Annotated in this window: 18 protein-coding genes, 1 tRNA gene and 2 pseudogenes; 10 read left to right on the top strand and 11 right to left on the bottom strand. The window is 53.7% G+C overall.

The annotated features are described in order from the left end of the window. Positions 1-20 precede the first annotated feature (20 nt). Both rpsA and A3220_RS08710 read left to right on the top strand, forming a co-directional pair. The gene (gene rpsA, locus A3220_RS08705) at positions 21-1,700 is read left to right on the top strand and encodes a 30S ribosomal protein S1 (protein ID WP_044627967.1); all 1,680 of its coding nucleotides are present in this window, start codon (positions 21-23) and stop codon (positions 1,698-1,700) included. Positions 1,701-1,996: 296 nt separating this feature from the next. Further along, positions 1,997-2,371, top strand: coding sequence for a histone-like nucleoid-structuring protein, MvaT/MvaU family (locus A3220_RS08710; RefSeq protein ID WP_062374425.1), 375 nt, complete (start codon positions 1,997-1,999; stop codon positions 2,369-2,371). A gap of 486 nt (positions 2,372-2,857) precedes the next feature. On the opposite strand, the gene A3220_RS17900 is transcribed toward A3220_RS08710, so the two are convergent. Then, positions 2,858-3,211, bottom strand: coding sequence for a helix-turn-helix transcriptional regulator (locus A3220_RS17900; RefSeq protein WP_354702732.1), 354 nt, complete (start codon positions 3,209-3,211; stop codon positions 2,858-2,860). 357 nt (positions 3,212-3,568) lie between these two features. On the opposite strand from A3220_RS17900, the gene A3220_RS08715 reads away from it, so the two are divergent. Then, positions 3,569-3,913, top strand: a complete 345-nt coding sequence (locus A3220_RS08715; RefSeq protein ID WP_062374427.1) for a hypothetical protein — start codon at positions 3,569-3,571, stop codon at positions 3,911-3,913. On the opposite strand, the pseudogene A3220_RS08720 reads toward A3220_RS08715, so the two are convergent. The 6 genes and pseudogenes from A3220_RS08720 to pilB all read right to left on the bottom strand — a co-directional run bounded on the left by A3220_RS08720 (position 3,910) and on the right by pilB (position 9,633). After that, a pseudogene (locus A3220_RS08720) lies at positions 3,910-4,783 on the bottom strand (DNA replication terminus site-binding protein). The gene A3220_RS08715 and the pseudogene A3220_RS08720 overlap by 4 nt on opposite strands. 17 nt (positions 4,784-4,800) lie before the next feature. Beyond that, entirely contained in the window at positions 4,801-5,034 is a 234-nt protein-coding gene (gene yacG, locus A3220_RS08725) for a DNA gyrase inhibitor YacG (RefSeq protein ID WP_044627963.1), read from the bottom strand. Positions 5,035-5,049: 15 nt separating this feature from the next. Then, the gene (gene coaE / locus A3220_RS08730; protein WP_062374429.1) at positions 5,050-5,646 is read right to left on the bottom strand and encodes a dephospho-CoA kinase; all 597 of its coding nucleotides are present in this window, start codon (positions 5,644-5,646) and stop codon (positions 5,050-5,052) included. An 83-nt stretch (positions 5,647-5,729) separates the two neighbouring features. After that, positions 5,730-6,575, bottom strand: coding sequence for an A24 family peptidase (locus tag A3220_RS08735; RefSeq protein WP_062374431.1), 846 nt, complete (start codon positions 6,573-6,575; stop codon positions 5,730-5,732). Positions 6,576-6,639: 64 nt separating this feature from the next. Next, on the bottom strand, positions 6,640-7,872 hold the full coding sequence (locus tag A3220_RS08740; protein WP_062374433.1) for a type II secretion system F family protein: 1,233 nt from the start codon (positions 7,870-7,872) through the stop codon (positions 6,640-6,642). A gap of 3 nt (positions 7,873-7,875) precedes the next feature. Next, the gene (gene pilB, locus A3220_RS08745) at positions 7,876-9,633 is read right to left on the bottom strand and encodes a type IV-A pilus assembly ATPase PilB (RefSeq protein WP_062360739.1); all 1,758 of its coding nucleotides are present in this window, start codon (positions 9,631-9,633) and stop codon (positions 7,876-7,878) included. Between the two features lie 218 nt (positions 9,634-9,851). On the opposite strand from pilB, the gene A3220_RS17910 reads away from it, so the two are divergent. The 5 genes from A3220_RS17910 to A3220_RS08770 all read left to right on the top strand — a co-directional run bounded on the left by A3220_RS17910 (position 9,852) and on the right by A3220_RS08770 (position 12,478). After that, on the top strand, positions 9,852-10,331 hold the full coding sequence (locus A3220_RS17910; RefSeq protein ID WP_062374435.1) for a pilin: 480 nt from the start codon (positions 9,852-9,854) through the stop codon (positions 10,329-10,331). A 73-nt stretch (positions 10,332-10,404) separates the two neighbouring features. Next, entirely contained in the window at positions 10,405-10,872 is a 468-nt protein-coding gene (locus A3220_RS08755) for a pilin (protein WP_062374436.1), read from the top strand. A gap of 67 nt (positions 10,873-10,939) precedes the next feature. Then, positions 10,940-11,401 carry an anti-virulence regulator CigR family protein gene (locus A3220_RS08760; RefSeq protein WP_062374438.1) on the top strand — a complete coding sequence of 154 codons (462 nt, stop codon included), beginning with the start codon at positions 10,940-10,942 and terminating at the stop codon, positions 11,399-11,401. 87 nt (positions 11,402-11,488) lie between these two features. After that, entirely contained in the window at positions 11,489-12,304 is an 816-nt protein-coding gene (locus tag A3220_RS08765) for an inositol monophosphatase family protein (RefSeq protein ID WP_062374440.1), read from the top strand. A 97-nt stretch (positions 12,305-12,401) separates the two neighbouring features. Then, positions 12,402-12,478: transfer RNA gene (locus tag A3220_RS08770), tRNA-Pro, on the top strand. Between the two features lie 47 nt (positions 12,479-12,525). On the opposite strand, the gene A3220_RS08775 is transcribed toward A3220_RS08770, so the two are convergent. Next, positions 12,526-12,735 carry a hypothetical protein gene (locus A3220_RS08775; RefSeq protein ID WP_062374442.1) on the bottom strand — a complete coding sequence of 70 codons (210 nt, stop codon included), beginning with the start codon at positions 12,733-12,735 and terminating at the stop codon, positions 12,526-12,528. Between the two features lie 255 nt (positions 12,736-12,990). Between A3220_RS08775 and A3220_RS08780 the strand changes: the two genes are divergently transcribed. Continuing rightward, positions 12,991-15,702: an HAD-IC family P-type ATPase gene (locus A3220_RS08780; RefSeq protein ID WP_062374443.1), complete on the top strand. Its 2,712-nt coding sequence runs from the start codon at positions 12,991-12,993 to the stop codon at positions 15,700-15,702. 54 nt (positions 15,703-15,756) lie between these two features. On the opposite strand, the gene A3220_RS08785 is transcribed toward A3220_RS08780, so the two are convergent. From A3220_RS08785 to ppnN, 3 genes are all read right to left on the bottom strand, one after another. Next, the gene (locus A3220_RS08785) at positions 15,757-15,960 is read right to left on the bottom strand and encodes a hypothetical protein (RefSeq protein ID WP_062374445.1); all 204 of its coding nucleotides are present in this window, start codon (positions 15,958-15,960) and stop codon (positions 15,757-15,759) included. A gap of 104 nt (positions 15,961-16,064) precedes the next feature. Then, positions 16,065-16,793 (bottom strand): sulfite exporter TauE/SafE family protein, encoded by a 729-nt coding sequence (locus tag A3220_RS08790; RefSeq protein ID WP_062374446.1) that lies wholly within the window; start codon positions 16,791-16,793, stop codon positions 16,065-16,067. Positions 16,794-16,853: 60 nt separating this feature from the next. Further along, positions 16,854-18,236, bottom strand: coding sequence for a nucleotide 5'-monophosphate nucleosidase PpnN (gene ppnN, locus A3220_RS08795; RefSeq protein ID WP_044630533.1), 1,383 nt, complete (start codon positions 18,234-18,236; stop codon positions 16,854-16,856). A gap of 215 nt (positions 18,237-18,451) precedes the next feature. Between ppnN and A3220_RS16865 the strand changes: the two are divergent. After that, a pseudogene (locus A3220_RS16865) lies at positions 18,452-19,333 on the top strand (LysR family transcriptional regulator); the annotation flags it as partial. Positions 19,334-19,347: the final 14 nt, after the last annotated feature.

Genomic DNA, 19,347 nt, shown 5'->3' on the forward strand with positions numbered 1-19,347 from the left:
GTTGATCACGTAGGAAAACCATGAGCGAAAGCTTTGCTGAACTGTTTGAACAGTCTCTTAACGACATCAACATGGAGCCAGGCGCTATCGTCGCGGCTCAGGTTGTCGACATTGACGGTGACTGGGTTACCGTTAACGCTGGTCTGAAATCCGAAGGTCAGATCCCTGCGGCACAATTCCGCGATGAGAATGGTGAACTGACCATCGCTATCGGTGACGACGTTCACGTTGCACTGGAAGCCGTTGAAGATGGCTTCGGTGAAACGCGTCTGTCCCGTGAAAAAGCCAAGCGCGCAGAAGCTTGGAAAATTCTGGAAGCAGCCTTCGAGAAAGACGAAATCGTCAAGGGCGTGATCAACGGTAAAGTCAAAGGCGGCTTCACTGTCGATGTCGACTCTATCCGTGCCTTCTTGCCGGGCTCTCTGGTTGACGTTCGTCCGGTTCGCGACACGGCACATCTGGAAAACAAAGAGCTGGACTTTAAAGTCATCAAGCTTGATCCGAAGCGCAACAACGTCGTTGTATCGCGTCGTGCCGTGCTGGAAGCAGAAAACAGTGCCGAGCGTGAAGCGCTGCTGGCCACTCTGCAAGAAGGTCAGCAAATCAAGGGTATCGTTAAGAACCTGACCGATTACGGCGCCTTCGTTGATCTGGGCGGCGTTGATGGCCTGCTGCACATCACCGATATGGCTTGGAAGCGTATCAAGCATCCGTCTGAAATCGTTGCCGTTGGCGACGAAATTAACGTCAAAGTGCTGAAGTTCGACCGTGAGCGCAACCGCGTTTCACTGGGTCTGAAGCAGCTGGGCGAAGATCCGTGGGTCAACATCAAAGAGCGTTACCCGGAAGGCACCAAAGTGCACGCGGTCGTCACTAATCTGACGGACTACGGCTGCTTTGCTGAGCTGGAAGAGGGTGTCGAAGGTCTGGTTCACGTGTCTGAAATGGACTGGACCAACAAGAACATTCATCCGTCTAAAGTCGTTCAAGTGGGCGATGATGTTGACGTGATGGTTCTTGATATCGATGAAGAGCGTCGTCGCATTTCTCTGGGTATCAAGCAGTGCACTGCTAATCCGTGGGAAACGTTCAACGCTGAATACAACAAGGGCGACCGTGTTTCCGGTACCATCAAGTCAATCACTGACTTCGGTATCTTTATCGGCCTTGAAGGCGGTATCGACGGTTTGGTTCACCTGTCCGACATCTCTTGGACAGAGACTGGCGAAGAAGCCGTTCGCAACTTCAAGAAAGGCGACGAAGCAGAAGCCGTTATTCTGTCTATCGACCCGGAGCGTGAGCGCATCTCCCTGGGTATCAAGCAAATGGATTCCGATCCGGTTGCTGAGTACCTGTCAGTGAATGACAAGGGCAGCATTGTTACCGGTCGCGTTGTAGAAGTTGACGCTAAAGAAGCACACGTTGAGCTGGCAACTGACGTTATTGCCATTCTTAAAGCGTCTGAAATTAGCGCAGACCGCGTTGAAGATGCACGCAATGTGCTGAACGAAGGTGACAGCGTTGAAGCGCGTATTGTCAGCGTCGATCGTAAGAGCCGTCAGATCAATCTGTCGGTGAAAGCGAAAGAGCAAGACGACACTCGTCAGAACCTGAAGAAACTGCGTGACCAAGAGCCGGAAGCAGCAGGTGGCCCGACCACTATCGGTGATCTGATCAAGCAGCAGATGGGTCAAGACTAAATTATTAGTTTTTCCTACTAAAACGCCGCCCAAAAGGGCGGCGTTTTTTTTTGCAAAAATTTTACACACTTTTCTTTGTTGGCTTAGTCAGAAGTAAGTGGATGATTGGGTTAATAAGCAAAGGCTTTAAAGCGCTATTGTGGATTGTAAAATTGTTTAGTAAATGGACCAAAATGAACTAGACTGTTGTCAATTACAGAGTTTAAGGCAATAATGTGTCCGCATCCTGAACTAATCGGTATTGAGTTTCCCAGCTGAATGCCATCGCAGTTAAAACCAAGCTAAAAGGGTTTCCTATGTCACTGTTAAACGACTACATTCAAAAAGAGCAGCAGCTTAAACAGCTTCAAGAAGAGCTGCAGCGTCTTGAAGGCGACCAGCGCCTGAAAAGCGAGCTTGAGTTTAAAGCTAAACTTGAAGCACTGATGAACGAGTTTGGTAAGCGTCCTGCAGATGTAATTGCGCTTTTGGATCCGACTACTGATCAGCGCAGTGCCAAAGCAGCGCCGGCCGCCTCTACTCGCCGTAAGCGTCGTTTAAAAATCTATAAGAACCCGCATACTGGTGAAGTGATCGAAACCCGTGGTGGGAACCATAAAGGTCTGCGTAGCTGGAAAGATGAGCATGGTGATGAAGCTGTCGAGTCCTGGTTCGTGCGCATGGAAGACTAAGTAGTTTAACCGGCATTTCTAATAGAAATGCCGGTTTTGTTTTTAGAGGGTTAGTTTCAAGCAGCGACCTAGAAGACTGGCTGGGAAGTCAGCAGGGTTTGGCGCTGCGGACTAGCCAGCCACTAGTTCAGCATCAACCAGTTCAATAAATGTGCGTTGCTTCTCTCAGTAGTGGCACCCGCAGCTCTAAGTGATCGGGATGCCATAAAATCCGTGGGGATTCTCCACTAATGTGAAAGCGATGTTGTTGATTGAGCAGCGGCAGTAGCGTTGATGTCAATGCATCTGATAGCTCATCAAAATCATCAAAGCAGGTTTTTGCATAGTGTTGTGCAGGAATTTCAATGCGCCGGTAAGCAACTGGTAGGGCTAAATTTTCTGTATTTGCTGTGTGGGTTAAATAGAGACCAATGTCAGTTCTTGACTTGCGTACCTTAGCGCCTGCCTCAAGGGCGTCAACTTTGTCTGCGAGCAGGTCAGGTAGCGCTACTGTAGGTGTCGCACGCTGCTAAAAGACTGGCGATAATGCCTAGGCGTCAGCTGATGGCGCCGCTGAAATGCGCGCGAAAACGATGAATGGTTTGCATACCCGCAGCGAATGGCAATATGCGCTATATTTTGTGGGGTAAGCGATAGCAAGACCGCTGCTCGCTCTAAGCGCCTCTGCTCACGATAAGCGCTAGGAGAGGTGTTGAAGCAGTGACGAAATTGCCGCCGTATCTGTGACGCTGAATATCCCAAGTGATTAGCAAGGTCTTCTATACTTAGCGATTGGTCAAGCGTGTCCTGTAGCCAGATCTCAGCTCGCGACATTGCATTGAACATTATCTGGCCTCCCATGCGTGAGTCATACAGGTCAGTTGATAGCTTGCCTGTAATGCACCCTCCCGGTGCTTGTTGTTGCTGGTAACCTGGTGGTCCATGACTTTTATCGTTGCCACCAGTGTTTGAGTGTTATCTACAGAGCGGCCATCCATGGCTCGTGATGGAACGTGATGCGTTTGACGTTCGATAGATAGCCGGATAATCATTATTACCGATTAGTGGCTTCATCACGATGGTGTCTTTATGCTGCTAAGCTGAAGCAAAGGCAAGTTTGCTATGGGAGTTTACGCGTTTGTGCATAGTTTTTTTTGTAAATAAAGTCTGTTTTGCAGACATATCGACCATCCCAAGTAAGGTGTAAATGAAACATCGATGAAATATCAAAAGGTTCAAAAACAACTGGATGAGCGTGAAAAGCTGCGTAAGTTTCGTGAGCTGGATGACGCCTTTGCGCAAGCATTGCGTCAGTTGGAAGATCCTGATAGTGACTTTGATATTCCAACAGGGCCCCCTGTACGCTCTTTAGCGGCGCTCGAGGCTGATGATCAGGCTGAGCGACAGAAGGAACAGGATCTGCTTTTCAGCCAGCGCTTAAAGGCCTTGCTGAAGGAGTATGATTTATCAGAGACGGGGGTAAGCGAACTGATACAGACGCTATTGGCCTACGGCCTATGGGAGATGGATCGCATGCCCGCCCAAAGTGACAGTGGGCACTAACGGTAGCGATATACCCGCAAGCTGGGTAGAAATACGTCACTCTCCAGCTTTTCATCCCGACGCTTTGCCCGCGTACGCTGCGCGGGCGGCTCTAGGGGCGGCATTTTAATATGTGGCAAGCGATTTTCAGGGGCGGGAACAATAAGCGGCATGGCAATATTTAATGCGCGCCGGGTATGGCCGTCTTCTAGTGGTTCTGTAAAAAACAGGTTGCCGCGCATGAGCGGGGCTTGGTTTTGTACCTGTGCTAGCGGTTCGCTGCTTGGTATTCCCGCTAGTCTACGTAGCTGAATGCGGATATGTGGCGAGTCGGTATCTAACTGCAAGAGTTTTTGCTCTGCTTCTTGTACGGTAATTTTTTTTTATTGAGCGGCCACTGCTATACCAAGCAAAGCGAACGCGCGATACCGGTGCCGGGGCAATAGGAAGGTGCCGCCAACACTGCTTAAGGTGCAAGCGCGCCAAGCCACCCTGACGCAGCACGTTATCCACGTCTGGGTGGCGTTGAGGCAAGCGGTGTTTGGCTTGGCTGAGTGTATTTGGCTGTGCCTGTTTAATATGCTGAAGCAGGTCGCTAATGTGTGCTTTAGCGCGGTTAACCGCCGTAAACTTTTCAAGTAATTCATCATCTGCTGCGATAAGCGCAATGTAGTTACGCGTCTCGCGCCCATCTTGGCCCTGCTGATGCCACATATCGAGCAGGGCTTGGCGTAGCCAAGACCTACCCCCAGGGTAGGGCTGAAAGTGCCATGTGGCTGATTGCTGCTGCTCATAATAAGTGGCTGCATGATCTATAGCTGCCATCAGGTCATCGAAACGGGCATCCAGCTCATGCAGCAAGTGGTAAACGGGCAGGGCATTATCGTTCATGGCAGAACACTCATGGGCTAAGAGAGCGGGGCGTCTCTATCCGCTTGGGCAAGCAGCGCGTCCAAATCGGCTTCATCCATCGCGGATTCGCCCGAAATGCGGTGAGACTCTTCCGCCCAAGCGCCTAGGTCAAGCAGCTGGCATCGTTTGCTGCAAAAAGGGCGGTAGGCGCTCTCTGGGCTCCAGACGACTGGCTTGCTGCATTGAGGGCAAGCGACCTCTAGCGGTGCATCGTTAGCGGGTGTTGGCATAGAACTCTCCTTGAGCTAGAGGTATTTATTTCGGTAGTGCTGATCAAGCTGCGTTACCTGTTGCATCATCGAAGCATGGTCTCCGCTGTTATCAATAACATCATTGGCCTTAGTAAGGCGCTCTTCACGGGGAAGCTGGGCGGCGAGAATAGCATGCACTTGAGCCTCGCTCACGTCGTCTCGCGCACGTGTCCGCGAAAGCTGCAGCTCAACGGGCACATCGACTACAACGGTGCGATCCACCAGCTTGTCTTGGCCTGACTCAAATAACAACGGCGATACCAGCAGCACATAAGGTGATTGGCGCTGTAAGCGCTCTAGATGTACGAGAATGCGTTCGCGCACGCGAGGATGGGTCACCGACTCCAGCCATTTGCGCTCGGTAGGGTTGTCAAACACAATGCTGCGCAAAGCTGCACGGTTTAACGTGCCGTCAGCGTGCAGTACATCATTTCCGAAGTGTTCTCTGATAGCCGCTAGCGCTGGTTCGCCAGGCATGACGACTTCCCTGGCCACATCGTCGGCGTCTACCCAGCCGATTCCCAGCGAACCAAACGCCCGAGCAACGGTAGACTTACCGGAACCGATACCGCCTGTTAACCCAACAATCATGGCTGTTCCCTAAATAGTGGCGCTGCTATCGTCATGGGCATAGATAATAGCTGGCCACAGTAAGATGGACGAAATGACCAATGCTAATATAGCAGTGACGTATAGAGCGCCATCAGCTCATCGCCCGCTAATAAGCAAACCCAACCCGCCAGGGCTAGAAAAGGGCCAAAAGGCAGCGGCTGGCCGCGCAAATGAGGGGAGCTGGCTTGCGCCGCCAAGCCCACAAGGGCACCAATGCCTGCCGATACGATCAACAGTAATGGCAGCATGGGCCAACCGACCCAGGCGCCTAACGCCGCTAGCAGCTTAAAATCGCCAAACCCCATACCCTCTTTGCCCGTTAATAGCTTAAACAGCCAGTAAAAGCTCCAGAGGATTAAGTAGCCAGCCATGGCGCCGATTACCGCGCTGGGCAACATAATGGGCTGAAAGAGCAGCTGATAGAGCAAGCCCGCCCAGAGCAAGGGCAGGGTTAACATATCCGGCAGCAAATACGTACGAAAATCGATAACCGCCAGCGCCAAAAGTGTTAAACAGGCCGCATAAATAAACAGGGCGCTTGCTGTTGTGCCATAAAGCGCCACAACGGCCACCGCTAATAGCCCGCCCATCAGTTCAACCAGTGGGTACTGTGCACTAATGGGAGATTGGCAGTTTGCGCACTTACCGCGCCGTTTTAACCAGCCAAGCAGCGGTAAGTTATCATGCCACGCAATCGGATGCTCGCAGCGCGGGCACATCGAGCCAGGGGTTGCGAGATTAAAGCGGGGCGCTGTTTCTGCCGGAAACTCCAGCGAAGCTAGGGCTTCATTGCGCCAGCGCCTCATCAGCATGACCGGTAGGCGAGTAATCACCACATTTAAAAAGCTGCCAAAACAAAGCCCGAGTAGAAGAGCAGGCGCCCACTCGAGCGGTGAAGGGAGATACATAAATGTCCTTTTTAACTGCCTGAAAATAGGAGAGGCCACCGTGGGCAGCGCATGTAGAAAACGGCTATAACGCAGAGCCTAAATTGAAAATTGGCAAGTACATGGACACGACAACACCGCCGACTAATAAGCCCAACACAACGATAATAACGGGTTCCATTAACGATGTGAGTGCATCCACTTTATTATCAACTTCCTCTTCGTAATAATCTGCCACTCGATTCAGCATGGCATCTAAAGAGCCTGCCTCCTCACCGATACTGACCATTTGAACCGCCAGGGCTGGAAAACGATTTGTCATGCGCATCGCAAAATGTAATTGCTGCCCCGTCGCCACGTCTTGGCGAGTTTGCACCACGGCGTGTTCGTAAACCTTATTGCCGGTTGCTCCGGCGGCTGTGTCTAACCCTTCTACCAGTGGGACACCGGAAGAAAATGTGGTGGCCAATGTGCGAGAAAAACGCGCAACCGCAGATTTATGCATGATGTCGCCGATAATCGGTAATCGAAGTAGTAATGCATGCATGCGGTAAGCGATATTTGGTGAACGCTGGATGCCTTGTTTAAGCAAGAATATGGCCGCTACCAGCGCGCCAAATGCTGTTAGCCAGTACTGCTGGGCAAGCTTCGATAGATTTACCGTCATTTGCGTAAGCGCAGGTAGTTCCGCCCCGAAGCTTTGAAACATACTTTCAAATTCAGGTACCACTTTCACCAGAAGCAGCATGGTAACCGCAATACCAATCGCCATGACCGCAGTGGGATACCACAGTGCCTTTTTAACACGTGCTTTCAGGGATTCTACTTTCTCTTTATAGGTTGCAACGCGATCCAGCATTTGATCTAGGGCGCCTGCTTGTTCACCAGCATCTACCAAGTTAACAAACAGGCGGTCAAAATGTTTTGGGTGTTGGCGAAGCGCATCCGAGAAGCTAGCGCCAGAAGACACATCGCTCATCATTTGCTGTATCAGGGCCACCATGGCGGGTTTTTTTAGGCTTTCAGCGACTACTTGAAGCGCTTGTAAAAGTGGGATGCCTGCTCGAATCATGGTGGCCATTTGACGCGCAAACACCATGATGTCGTTAGGGTTGATGCGGCCGTTGCCGCCAATGCTACCTTTTTTACTGATACGCCGAATATCAATATTTTGTTTGGCGAGTTCTGCGGTGACTTCCGCTTTGCTGCGGCCGATCATTTCGCCACTTAACGTTCTGTTTTGGGGGCCTTTGCCTATCCACTTCCAGCGCGATAACTTGATGGCGGGAGTTTGGCGCCTACGAGCACGTTTAGCCATGCCTTACTCCTTACTTACGCGGTTAATCTCTTCAAGGCTGGTGATACCTTGCATGACTTTTAATAGGCCGCTGCGATGGAGACTGGGATAGCCCTCCCTGCGGGCCTGCTGGTCAATTTCTAGCGAATTGGCATCGCGCATGATGAGCTGACGCATCGATTCTGTAATGGGAACAACTTCATAGATACCAATCCGCCCTTTGTAACCTTGGGTGCAGTGTTTACAACCCACGGCTTTATATAGGGTGGCTTGGTTAATCTCCTCATTGTTTAGCCCCTCTTTTTGAAGCGCCTTACGCGGTATTTCAATGGGCTCTTTGCAATGGTGGCAAAGTTTACGCGCTAAGCGCTGTGCAATAATTAAACTAACGGCGCTTGCAATGTTGAAGGACGAAACGCCCATATTGGCTAATCGTGTGAGTGTTTCGGCTGCCGAGTTAGTATGCACCGTAGAGAGCACCAAGTGGCCGGTTTGGGCAGCTTTTACCGCAATGTCCGCTGTTTCCAGGTCGCGTATTTCTCCCACCATCACAACGTCCGGGTCCTGGCGAAGGAAGGCGCGCAGGGCGCTGGCAAAGTCGAGGCCGATCTTGGGTAGAATGTTTACCTGGTTAATGCCATCTACTTTGATTTCTACGGGGTCTTCAGCCGTACAAATATTGCGCTCTACTTTATTAAGGATATTAATCCCCGTATAAAGCGAAACGGTTTTACCGCTGCCGGTCGGCCCCGTCACCAAAATCATGCCCTGGGGCTGTTTAAGCGTATGTTCATACAGAGCGCGCTGCTCATCGGTGAAACCTAACTGCTCAATGCCTAGCTGAGCCGCCGTAGGGTCTAAAATCCGCAGCACCAGCTTTTCACCGTATACCGTAGGTAGCGAGTTAACCCGAAAATCGAGAGAGCGCGTTCGCGAGAGCTTGAGTTTTATCGCGCCATCCTGGGGTAGACGGCGCTCCGAAATATCCAGCCGAGCCATAATTTTAAGGCGAGCCGCAATACGGTGGCGCATGGCAAAGGGCGGTCTAGCAACTTCAATCAGCATGCCATCAACGCGAAAACGGACGCGGTAGAGCGTTTCATAAGGCTCGAAATGAATATCAGAGGCCCTTTGGCGAATGGCGTCTAATAAAATCTTATTAACAAACTTAACGATGGGCGCATCTTCGCTACTCTGCGACGCTTCCTCAAGAGGAACTTCGTTGCCGTCACTGTTTTGTACAATGTTTAACGAACTCACCGCGTCGTCAATGCCATCTAGCTCATCCAACATGCCGCGTTCGTTCTGGGCGAGATAGTTATTAAGTGCAACAGTGATTTGATCCACCGGGGCAAGCACACCTTCTATGCTTAATCCTGTGGCAAACTGGAGCTCATCTAGCTGGGTAAGCGTTGCTGGATAAGGCACCGCGACGGTTAGGCGGTGGCCATGGCGGGCCAGGGGCAGCACATTAAGATTTTGTAATACTTTAACGGGGTAGTCGGCGGCGGGTGGCAGCGTAGTAAGGCGCAGCGCCTCAAGGTCGATAACCGGAAGACCATACTCCCATCCCGCTGCTACGGTAGCTGCAACAGGGTCGGCCAGCCCGCTTTCAATAACGTGTTGAAGCAGCGAAATTTCGAGATCAGAGGCCGTCGACTGTGCGGTGGCCGCTTGTGCATCGCTTAACACACCGTGTTTAACCAACCGCTGGGCAATGCCGCGCAGGCCGCCGTGAGCTGCCGCGTGGCTAAGTGTCGATTCAAAAGAGGGTTTAGACATGCACGACCTGTGGTAGCAAAGTGGTCAGAATGCGCTTACTTGTACCATACTAAGGTGCTGGCGGCACCACGCTTTTCTAAGTGCACGCGTTCGTACAAATGAACGAAGTAGTGGGCCAAATGTAGTTGAAAAAACACTGTGCGTAAGTTAGTGTAACTAATGTACATTAATTTTGCTTGGCAATACCTGCCAAGCAAAATCTCCTTGGAGATTTTTAGATGCAAACAACTGCAAAAAATGTGTTTCGCAACCTCAAGCAGGGCGGTTTCACGCTGATTGAGCTGATGATCGTCGTCGCGATCATCGGCGTATTAGCATCCATCGCCGTACCGCAGTATCAGAACTACACTGCTCGTGCCCAAGCGAGCGAAGGGCTTTCTGTGACGGCTGGTTTACGGGCTGATATTGCTGAGCAGTATTCGCTGCGAGGAGAGATGCCGGCGGCTACCAATATTAGTACAAATAATATTTCTGGTCGTTACGTAAAGAATGTTGAGTATCAAAACGAGCAGTTAGAGGTGCTTTTCGAGGAAACGAGCGCAGTAGGTGATATTACAATGATTATTGCACCTGATGGAGAAGCAGCCACAGGAAATAATGCCTCAACACGGAATCCTGGAAACGGCTGGACATGTTCTTGGGAAGGTTCTTCTGGCCAAAAAAATTGGTTGCCTGCTGGTTGCCGCGCAGACGATTAATTCCCAATCATAAGAAAAATAAAAAGAGGGGCCTACGGGTCCCTTTTTATAAACAATCAAGAGAAAAGAAAGCATGAAAGGAACTCAACGTGGCTTTACCCTAATTGAGCTGATGATTGTGGTAGCTATTATTGGCGTTTTGGCCTCTATTGCTATTCCGCAATATCAAAACTATACGGCACGCGCTCAGGTATCTGAGGCATTGAATGTATTGAGCGGCGTAAAGTCTGAGCTAGCAGAGCGTTACGCGTTCTCTGGCAACTTCGGTACGGGGCAAGATACTGGTATGGAGGAGCTGGTTTCGCAAACTCGTTATATCCAGGATGTGGACTACTTTTATCGGGAAGATAAGGTAGCTATCGGCATTCGGATGAGTACCGACGGGCATGTGTCCAAAGATATTCGTGGTCGACGGTTACGTATTGAGCTTGTGGCAGATGAAGGATCAATTAAATGGTCCTGTATGTCGGCTCAACAAAATGGTATTGACGAGAAGTATCTCCCCGGAAGCTGTCGAGATAGCGCCTCGGAGGAATTTTAATCTTCACCATTTCCTGCGCATTGTTGTTCTAAACTAAAGCTTCCTAATCACAGTGGAGCTTTTTTTTATGAACCACTTTTTACGCTCTATGCTAATTGGCGCTACCGCGCTTATGCTAAGCAGTACCGCGTTGGCCCAACCCGCCCATGCACCAGCCCACGGCGCCCGGGATAACGCTTCCCAGGCAGAGCGCCACCGAGGCGGTGACAGCGGCCATCGTGAAAGTGGCGCCCGTCGCTCTCATAGCGATGGTTATGTGGATTTGCCGCGTATTAACGAGCGCGAGCTGTTGCGCTTACTGCGCCGCCACGATGCCCCCCGTGCGGAACCGTTACCCCCTGGTATTCAGCGCAATTTAGAGCGGGGCAAGCCCTTGCCGCCCGGCATTGCTAAGCGCTTTGACGGCCCCATCGCCCGTGAGCTGCCCCGTTACCCGGGATACGAGTGGGAGCGTGTTGGCGCTGATGTGGTGTTAATTGAAGCCGCGACTCGGGTGGTGGTCGATGTGTTGGTGGATGCTTTGCGCTAACCCGTTCCCATGTGTCGGGGCGTCATGGTAATACCATGGATCAACGCTTATGCTGAGAAATAACAAACACCCCACTGAGGAGCGAACATGGCGGTTTATACCCTGGAAGCGCGGCTGGCACTGGCCATAGAGATTGCCGAAGAGGCGGGGCAGATGATTCGTAATGCCAGAGAGCAGCAAGGGTTTAGCCAGCGGCTGAAAGGAGGGGTCGAGCTAGTTACTGATGTGGACGTTGCCGTCGACACGCTGATTAGCCAGCGCCTGGAGGAGTACTTCCCAGAGGAAGCAAGGTTAAGCGAGGAGCTAAGCCCGGAGCATGCGCTGCATACCCCCGCCGAGCAGCTCTGGGTTGTGGATCCGATTGATGGCACCGTTAATTTTGCCCAGGGCCTGCGCCATGTAGCGGTATCAATCGGCTGGATGGAGCAGGGGGTAGGTAAAGTAGGCGTGATACATGCGCCGTTTTTAGGTGAAACCTTTAGTGCAGCAGAGGGCCTAGGCGCATTCTGCAATCAGCAGCCGATTCAGCCGAGCGGCGCTGAGACCATTGAAAGCACGCTGGTAGGTACCGGCTTTCCCTATCAAAAAGAGCAGCGTAAAAAACTTCTGCCACGCTTAGAAGCAGTACTCACAGGCTGTCAGGATGTCCGGCGTAATGGTTCAGCGGCATTGGATTTGTGTGATGTGGCCTGCGGTCGTTTAGATGCCTACTACGAAAGCGTATCGCCCTGGGATTTTGTGGCGGGTTGGGTCATTGCTCGCGAAGCAGGCGCGCGGGTGGGGCATTTAAGCGAGGTGCCTGACGGTGTACCGGCAGACCTCTACCCGGAGCAGTTGCTAGTAACTACCCCTAAGGTTTACGACGCCATGGCGTCCTTATTAAAAGCAGCCGACCACGCTTAGTGGCAAGCGATTGAAAAGAAAGCGCAAAAAGTGCTTTTCATTTGGCGTATAAAACGCTAGTATACGCACCGTCTTGAGGCAAATGCCAAACAGACATCGGAGTGTGGCGCAGCTTGGTAGCGCGTTGCAATGGGGTTGCAAAGGTCGCAGGTTCGAATCCTGTCACTCCGACCAATATCGAAAAAGCCGCTGCATTCATTGCAGCGGCTTTTTTCGTTGGTTCACTTTTTCTTCTTTCGATCATGGCGCATAAAGGGCAGTATTTTGGCCATGGTATCGGCCATCACCTGATCCAGCGGCTTATGGTCCACGCTGATGGCGGCGCGGGCCGCGGTATAGGTGCCTTTGTACTCACGCACAATGTCGCTGTCGCTCATGCTGTTGGGTAGGCCTTCCTTCTCTCGAATGATGTCGATGACCGCTTTCTCCATGCAGCACCTCCTCAGTGTGGCAATCCTTTTGACGTACTCTGTGGATGTAGCGCCGTCGGCGTTTACTGTTGGTCTGCGTGACAGTCTAGTACAGCACTCTTTCAGGTTGCATGATGCAGATTAAATAGGCTGGCGTTTGGGTACTCTTGATGCAAGTCAAGCTTTTAGCGGTGGGAGGCATCCTGCGTAGCTGGGTACGGTATGCTCTGGTGCAAGGTGAGATACCTACTCGAGAGCATCGACCAGGAGGCAGGGATGAGTCGCACAGGCAGGCAGGCTGCAACGCCCAAGGCATGGCATGGGCTATCGGTAGACGAAGCGTTGTCGCAACAGTCGGCGACCCGTGAAGGCTTGAGCCGCGAAGAAGCAGCAGCGCGTTTGGCTCAGTATGGAGAAAACCGCCTGGAGCAGGCCCAGGGGCGCCCCTGGTACAAGCGGTTGCTGGCGCAGTTTGCCAATATCCTGATGCTGATTCTGGTGGTCGCGGCGGTGGCCAGCTCTCTGCTGGGCCACGTGATTGATGCGGCCGCCATCGTGGGCGTGGTGTTGATCATTGCCTTGATCGGCTTTTTCCAGGAAGGCAAGGCCGAGCAGGCGCTGGACAGTATTCGCAACATGCTGTCTCCCCAGGCAAACGTGCTGCGCGATGGCCAGCGTACCACGGTGCCCGCCGAAGCGCTGGTGCCAGGGGATATCGTGTTGTTCGAGAGCGGGGATCGCGTGCCTGCGGATGTTCGGTTGCTGGAAGTACGGCGCTTGAAAACCGATGAGGCTGCCCTGACCGGTGAGTCGGTGCCCGTCGATAAGCAGCCCGCGCCGCTGGCCCACGATACCGAGCTGGCCGAGCGTTCGAACATGGCGTTTGCCAGCACGCTGGTCGTGCAGGGGAATGCCCGTGGCCTGGTGGTGGCGACCGGAGGGCGCTCGGAAATTGGCAAGATTTCCGAATTGCTGCGCAGTGTCGAGCAGATCAAGACGCCATTGCTACAGCAGTTGGATAGAGCTGGCCGAGTGCTGGCGGTGTTTATCCTGCTGGCCGCTGGGATCACGGCGCTGCTGGGTACCTGGCTGCATCAGCAGCCCTTGGGCGAGATGTTCATGGCGGCCGTAGGCCTGGCGGTAGCGGCCATTCCCGAAGGCCTGCCTGCGATTGTAACCATTGGCCTGGCGCTGGGCGTTCAGCGCATGGCCAGGCGGCGGGCCATCATCCGGCGGCTGCCCGCCGTGGAAACGCTGGGTTCGATTTCCACCATTTTCTCCGACAAGACCGGCACGCTGACCCGTAATGAGATGACAGCCCAGGCCATCTGGCTGCAGGATGCCCGTTTCACGCTCGAGGGTATCGGCTTTGCCCCGCATGGCAAGCTATACCGGGAAGGAGCTGCCGCCAAGGAGCAGTGCAATGGACTGGCCCATGAGCCTGCCTTGCAACGTTGCCTGTTGGCCAGCGTGCTGTGCAACGATGCCGAGCTGCACCAGGAAGATGAACGCTATCGCATCTTTGGCGACCCCACCGAAGGGGCGCTGGTGGTGGCCGCCGAGAAAGCGGGGCTCGATCACCTGGCGTTGCGCCAGCAGTACCCGCGTCTCGATGCGATTCCTTTTGAGTCAGAGCACAAGTACATGGCCACGCTGCATGACCTTGAGGGTGGGCGGCAGCTGCTGGTCAAGGGTGCGCCGGATCGCATTATCGAAATGAGCAGCCATGTGATCACCGATGAAGGCGAAGCCCCGCTGGTGGCCAGCGAGTGGGAGGCGCATATCGAAGCGCTGTCCTCGAAAGGCTTGCGGGTGCTGGCGATTGCCGAGAAGGCAATGGAGGAAGACGCTGAGCTCGATCACCCTCATGTGCAGTCGGGGTTGCGCCTGCTGGGGTTGATAGGGCTGTTGGACCCGCCCCGTGAAGAGGCCATCGAGGCGGTGAAACGCTGCCAGCGCGCCGGTATTCGCCCGGTGATGATCACCGGAGACCATGCTGCCACTGCCTTGGCCATTGCGCGGCAGCTGGGATTTCAGCACACCGAGCGGGCCTTGACTGGGCGTGAAATGGAGGCCATGACCGATGAGCAGCTCGAAGCGGTCATTCTGGAGGTGGATGTGTTTGCTCGGGCGTCGCCAGAGCACAAGCTGCGGCTGGTCAAGGCCATGCAGGCGCGTGGAGGCGTGTGCGCCATGACGGGTGATGGGGTCAACGATGGCCCGGCGCTCAAGCGGGCAGATGTGGGTGTCGCCATGGGCATTCAAGGAACGGAAGCGGCCAAGGATGCCTCGCAAATGGTGCTGGCCGACGACAATTTCGCCACCATCGTCCACGCCATCGAAGAGGGGCGTAAGGTTTACGACAACATTCGCAAGACGATTACCTTCATCCTGCCCACCAACGGTGCCCAGGGGCTGGCCATCATGCTGGCCGTGCTGGCGGGCACGAGCCTGCCGGTGACTCCGCTGCAGGCGCTGTGGGTGAACATGGTGGTGGCCATTACGCTGGGCCTGGCATTGGCGTTCGAATCTGGCGAGAAGGATCTGATGCAGCGGCCGCCCCGGGACCCCAAAGCGCCGCTGCTGGATCTCTTTCTGCTTTGGCGGGTGGTGTTCGTATCACTGCTGCTGCTGGTGGGCGTATTCGGCATTTTCAACTGGATTCTGGGGCAGGGGGGTAGCGAAGCGCTGGCCCGCACGGGCGCGGTCAATATGCTGGTGGCGGGCAGTGCCGCTTACCTGATCAATAGCCGTTATTTGCTCAACAGCACGGTGACCTGGAAAGGCGTGTTTGGCAGTCGGCCGGTGTGGGTTGCCATCGGGTTGGTCCTGCTGCTGCAACTGGGGTTCACCTACTTACCCTTCATGCAGTTCGTGCTGGTTAGCGAGGGGCTGGCTGCTCGCCACTGGCTTGCCATTCTGGTGGGAAGTATGGCCGTGTATGGCGTGGTCGAGGTGGAAAAAAGCATCTTGCGCCGGAGGAGGTGAGTGCCACCGCCTGCCATGGGCAGGCAGCGGCAACGTCAGTGCGATAAGAGGTGTTCAGTCACTCTGGGCTTTGTGGTCAGCAAGGGCCGCTGTCACGGCTTCTTGCCACTGTCCTTCGGTAATACCCCAGTGGTCGGCCTGGTCCTTGTCAGGATTGCCGGCCGCCGCTGCGTTCAGTTCTTCCGGGGAATAGCTTTCAAAACAGTGTTTGGCAAAGGCTTTGGCCTTGCCATCGCTCAACTGGTTGATCATTTCCATGGGTCGCTCCTTTCCTTGGTGCTGAAGTCAGAGATAAAGAGTCAAGAAGTATACATGACATGAATGCCGAGTACGGTTCGGCCGCGATCATGCACCAGTATAGACTAGGCCATCAATGCATCCACGACGATCTTGATGGCAATTGTGGCCAACAGGCACATGATGAGCCTGTCGAACCAGCGATGCGGCAGGCGTTTGCCCAGCCTGGCGCCCAGGGGCATGGCCGCCAGAATGACCAGCAGGGCCGCCAGGCTGTACAACGAGCGCTCCCAGGTGAGAATCCCGGCGCTGAGCAGAGCCGGAATCTGCACCAGGGTGATCGCCACGAAGAACACCGAAATCGAGCCGATGAACACCGGACGCTCCAGGCGCATTGCGTTCAGAAAGGTCACTGACGCCGGGGCGGACATGCCCGCAGCGCCTTGAAGCACACCCGCCAACAAACCGACAGGGAGTACAATTCGCTTTGCGACCGTAAAGGGTAGCGTTGCGGTACGCTTGGCCAGCTTGATGATGAGATACAAAAGGATTGCTGCAGCGACGCCTAGCGATAGCAGTGTTGGTGAGAGCGCTACTAGCCCCCAGGTGCCAAGTACAATGCCAGCGCCACCGGCTACGGCAAATGAGAGTAGAAAGCGCAGGGGGAGAAGGTGCTGGCGGTACTGCCATACCTGAAGCGCATTGCTAAAAAGATTGGGAGCTACCAACACTGCAATGGCCAGCTTAACGTCATAAAGCATGGTCAATACAGGTACAACGACCACCGGCACTCCCGAACCAATTGCTCCCTTAATAATCCCCGCAATGGCGAAAGTGAGCAGTGCAATAATCACGGCGAGTTTCCTTGAGCAGGCATCATGGGCGATACCTGCTATGGGTGAAGCGCTAAGGGCCTATCTAAGCACGTAGCAGGGCGTATAGGGTTGTCCATCAAGCTTCATGCGCCCTTGGGCAACAAAGGAGCTAAGCAACGCGTCTAAACGCTGCATCAATTCTGGCTCAGCGGTGAGCTCGAAGGGGCCATGAGCTTCAATGGCGCGAATGCCCGGCTCTTTCACGTTACCCGCCACAATGCCGGAGAAAGCGCGCCTTAGGTTGGCGGCCAGCTCGTGGGTGGGCTGCTGGCGGTGAAGGGCCAGGCCGCGCATCGCTTCGTGGGTGGGCTCAAAGGGTGCTTGAAACTCACGGGCGATGGTTAAGCGCCAGTTGTAGTAGAAGGCGTCTTGATGTTGGCGGCGGAAATCGGCAATTTGGTCAATGCCTTCGCGCATTGTGCGAGCAACGGCCACCGGGTCGCCCGTAATAATGGTGTAGTAGCGGCGAATCTCTTCACCGAGAGTGTATACCAGGAATTCATCGATTTTCTGAAAGTAAGCCGCGGAGTTGGCAGGGCCGGTAAAGATGAGGGGGAAGGGGATCTCCCGGTTGCTGGGGTGCAACAGAATACCCAGCAAATAGAGAATCTCTTCTGCGGTGCCCACGCCACCGGGGAAGACAATAATGCCGTGGCCTAGACGCACAAACGCTTCTAGACGTTTCTCGATATCCGGCATGACGACGAGTTCGTTAACGATGGGATTAGGTGCTTCGGCAGCGATAATACCGGGCTCCGAGATGCCCAGGTAACGGCCATCTTTACGGCGCTGTTTGGCATGCGCTACGTTGGCTCCTTTCATCGGGCCTTTCATAGCCCCAGGCCCACAGCCGGTGCAGATATCTAAATCGCGCAAGCCCAAGTGGTAGCCCACATCCTTGGTGTACTCGTACTCTTCGCGGGAAATAGAGTGCCCGCCCCAGCACACCACTAAACTAGGGTCGCGACCAGGTTTAAGCGTGCCCGCCTTGCGCAGGATATGAAACACCGCATTGGTGGTGCCTTCGCCCGTACTGAGATCAAAGCGCTTGTGGTGCTGAATTTCGTTATAAACATACACAATGTCGCGAATGATGGATGAGAGATGTTCGCGGATACCGCGAATCATGCGTCCATCTACAAACGCTTCTGCGGGCGCGTTAGTCAGCTTTAGGCGAATGCCGCGATCTTGCTGCAGTACTTCAATGTCGAAATCTTTATAGGCTTCGAGAATGGCCAAGCTGTCATCAGTAGCGCTACCGCAATTAAGTACGGCAAGCGCGCAGCGGCGCAGTAAATCGTGCAAACCACTTTTAGACGTGCTCTTGAGCCGATTAACCTCATGCTGCGAGAGGACTTCAAGGCTTCCTTCAGGAGAAATAATGCTGGAAATCGTGGCACGAGGCGCTGGGGTTTGCGTCATTAGTCTGGCTGTCCCTAAGAGTGTTAGTAACGAACCTGCATACTAGCACGGCGCTTGGCGCTGTTCAGCAATGCGGCTAAGCGCCCGTCTTAGCAGCGTTTGTGCTACGCTAGGGGCCTGCAAGCGCACGCGGCAGCGGGTGCGATAGCATGTCACAATAGTGCTTCACGTCAGCGCCTTACGATGATGGATAATGAGGATGTTGCTTAAACCCTATGTTTAATGCCCAATACTTTCGGACGTTTATAACGTTAGTGGAAACCGGTAGTTTCACACGAACGGCGCGTCGTTTAGAGATGACGCAGCCTGGGGTTAGCCAGCATATTCGTAAGTTGGAGAGCTATCTTGGCAAAACGCTGTTAGAGCGCCGTGGCAGAAGTTTTACCCTGACCGAATCGGGCCGCCGTGCCTATGATTACGCACTTAAGCTGTTTGCCGAACATGAGCAGTTCCGGCATGGCTTGGATGATGACTCGCTGGATAGCGGCGAATGCCGGATTGCATCCCCAGGCAGCGTAGGGCTGATGTTTTACCCGTATATTCTCGGTCAGCAGCAGATGCACCCCAACCTGACCGTCAACTATAGCTTTGCGTTTAACCACGAGATCGTCAACGACCTGCTCGAAGGCCGCTACGATATCGGCATTGTGACCGAGCAGGTTAACCACCCTGAGCTCACTTGCACGGTATGGCACAAAGAGCCGCTCTGTTTGGTCGTACCTGCCGATTTCGCAGGCAGTACGCTGTCAGAGTTAATGGGTATCGGTTTTATCAACTACTACGATGGGATTAACCACGCCAACGCGCTGCTGCGGGCGAACTATCCCGATGAATTTCGCTCCATGACTCATTTCCGTCATCAGGGGTTCACCAATGAAGTGAGCATGGTGCTGGACGCAGTGGCGAGGGGGCTTGGCTTTACGGTGGTCTCGCGCTTAGTGCTCGAAACATCGCCGTGGCAGCGGCAGGTGAAGGCGTTAGCGCTTCCCCAAGCGATTAACGAAGTGCTCTATCTTCTTCGTCGGCAAGATTCTGTCCTACCTAAACGCTATGAAAAGCTGTTGAACGGCTTTCATGATCAGCGTCTCCAAGAAAAAAACGCCCCTGATAC

Source organism: Halomonas sp. KX33721 (genome assembly GCF_001596805.1).
GTDB lineage: Bacteria > Pseudomonadota > Gammaproteobacteria > Pseudomonadales > Halomonadaceae > Vreelandella > Vreelandella aquamarina.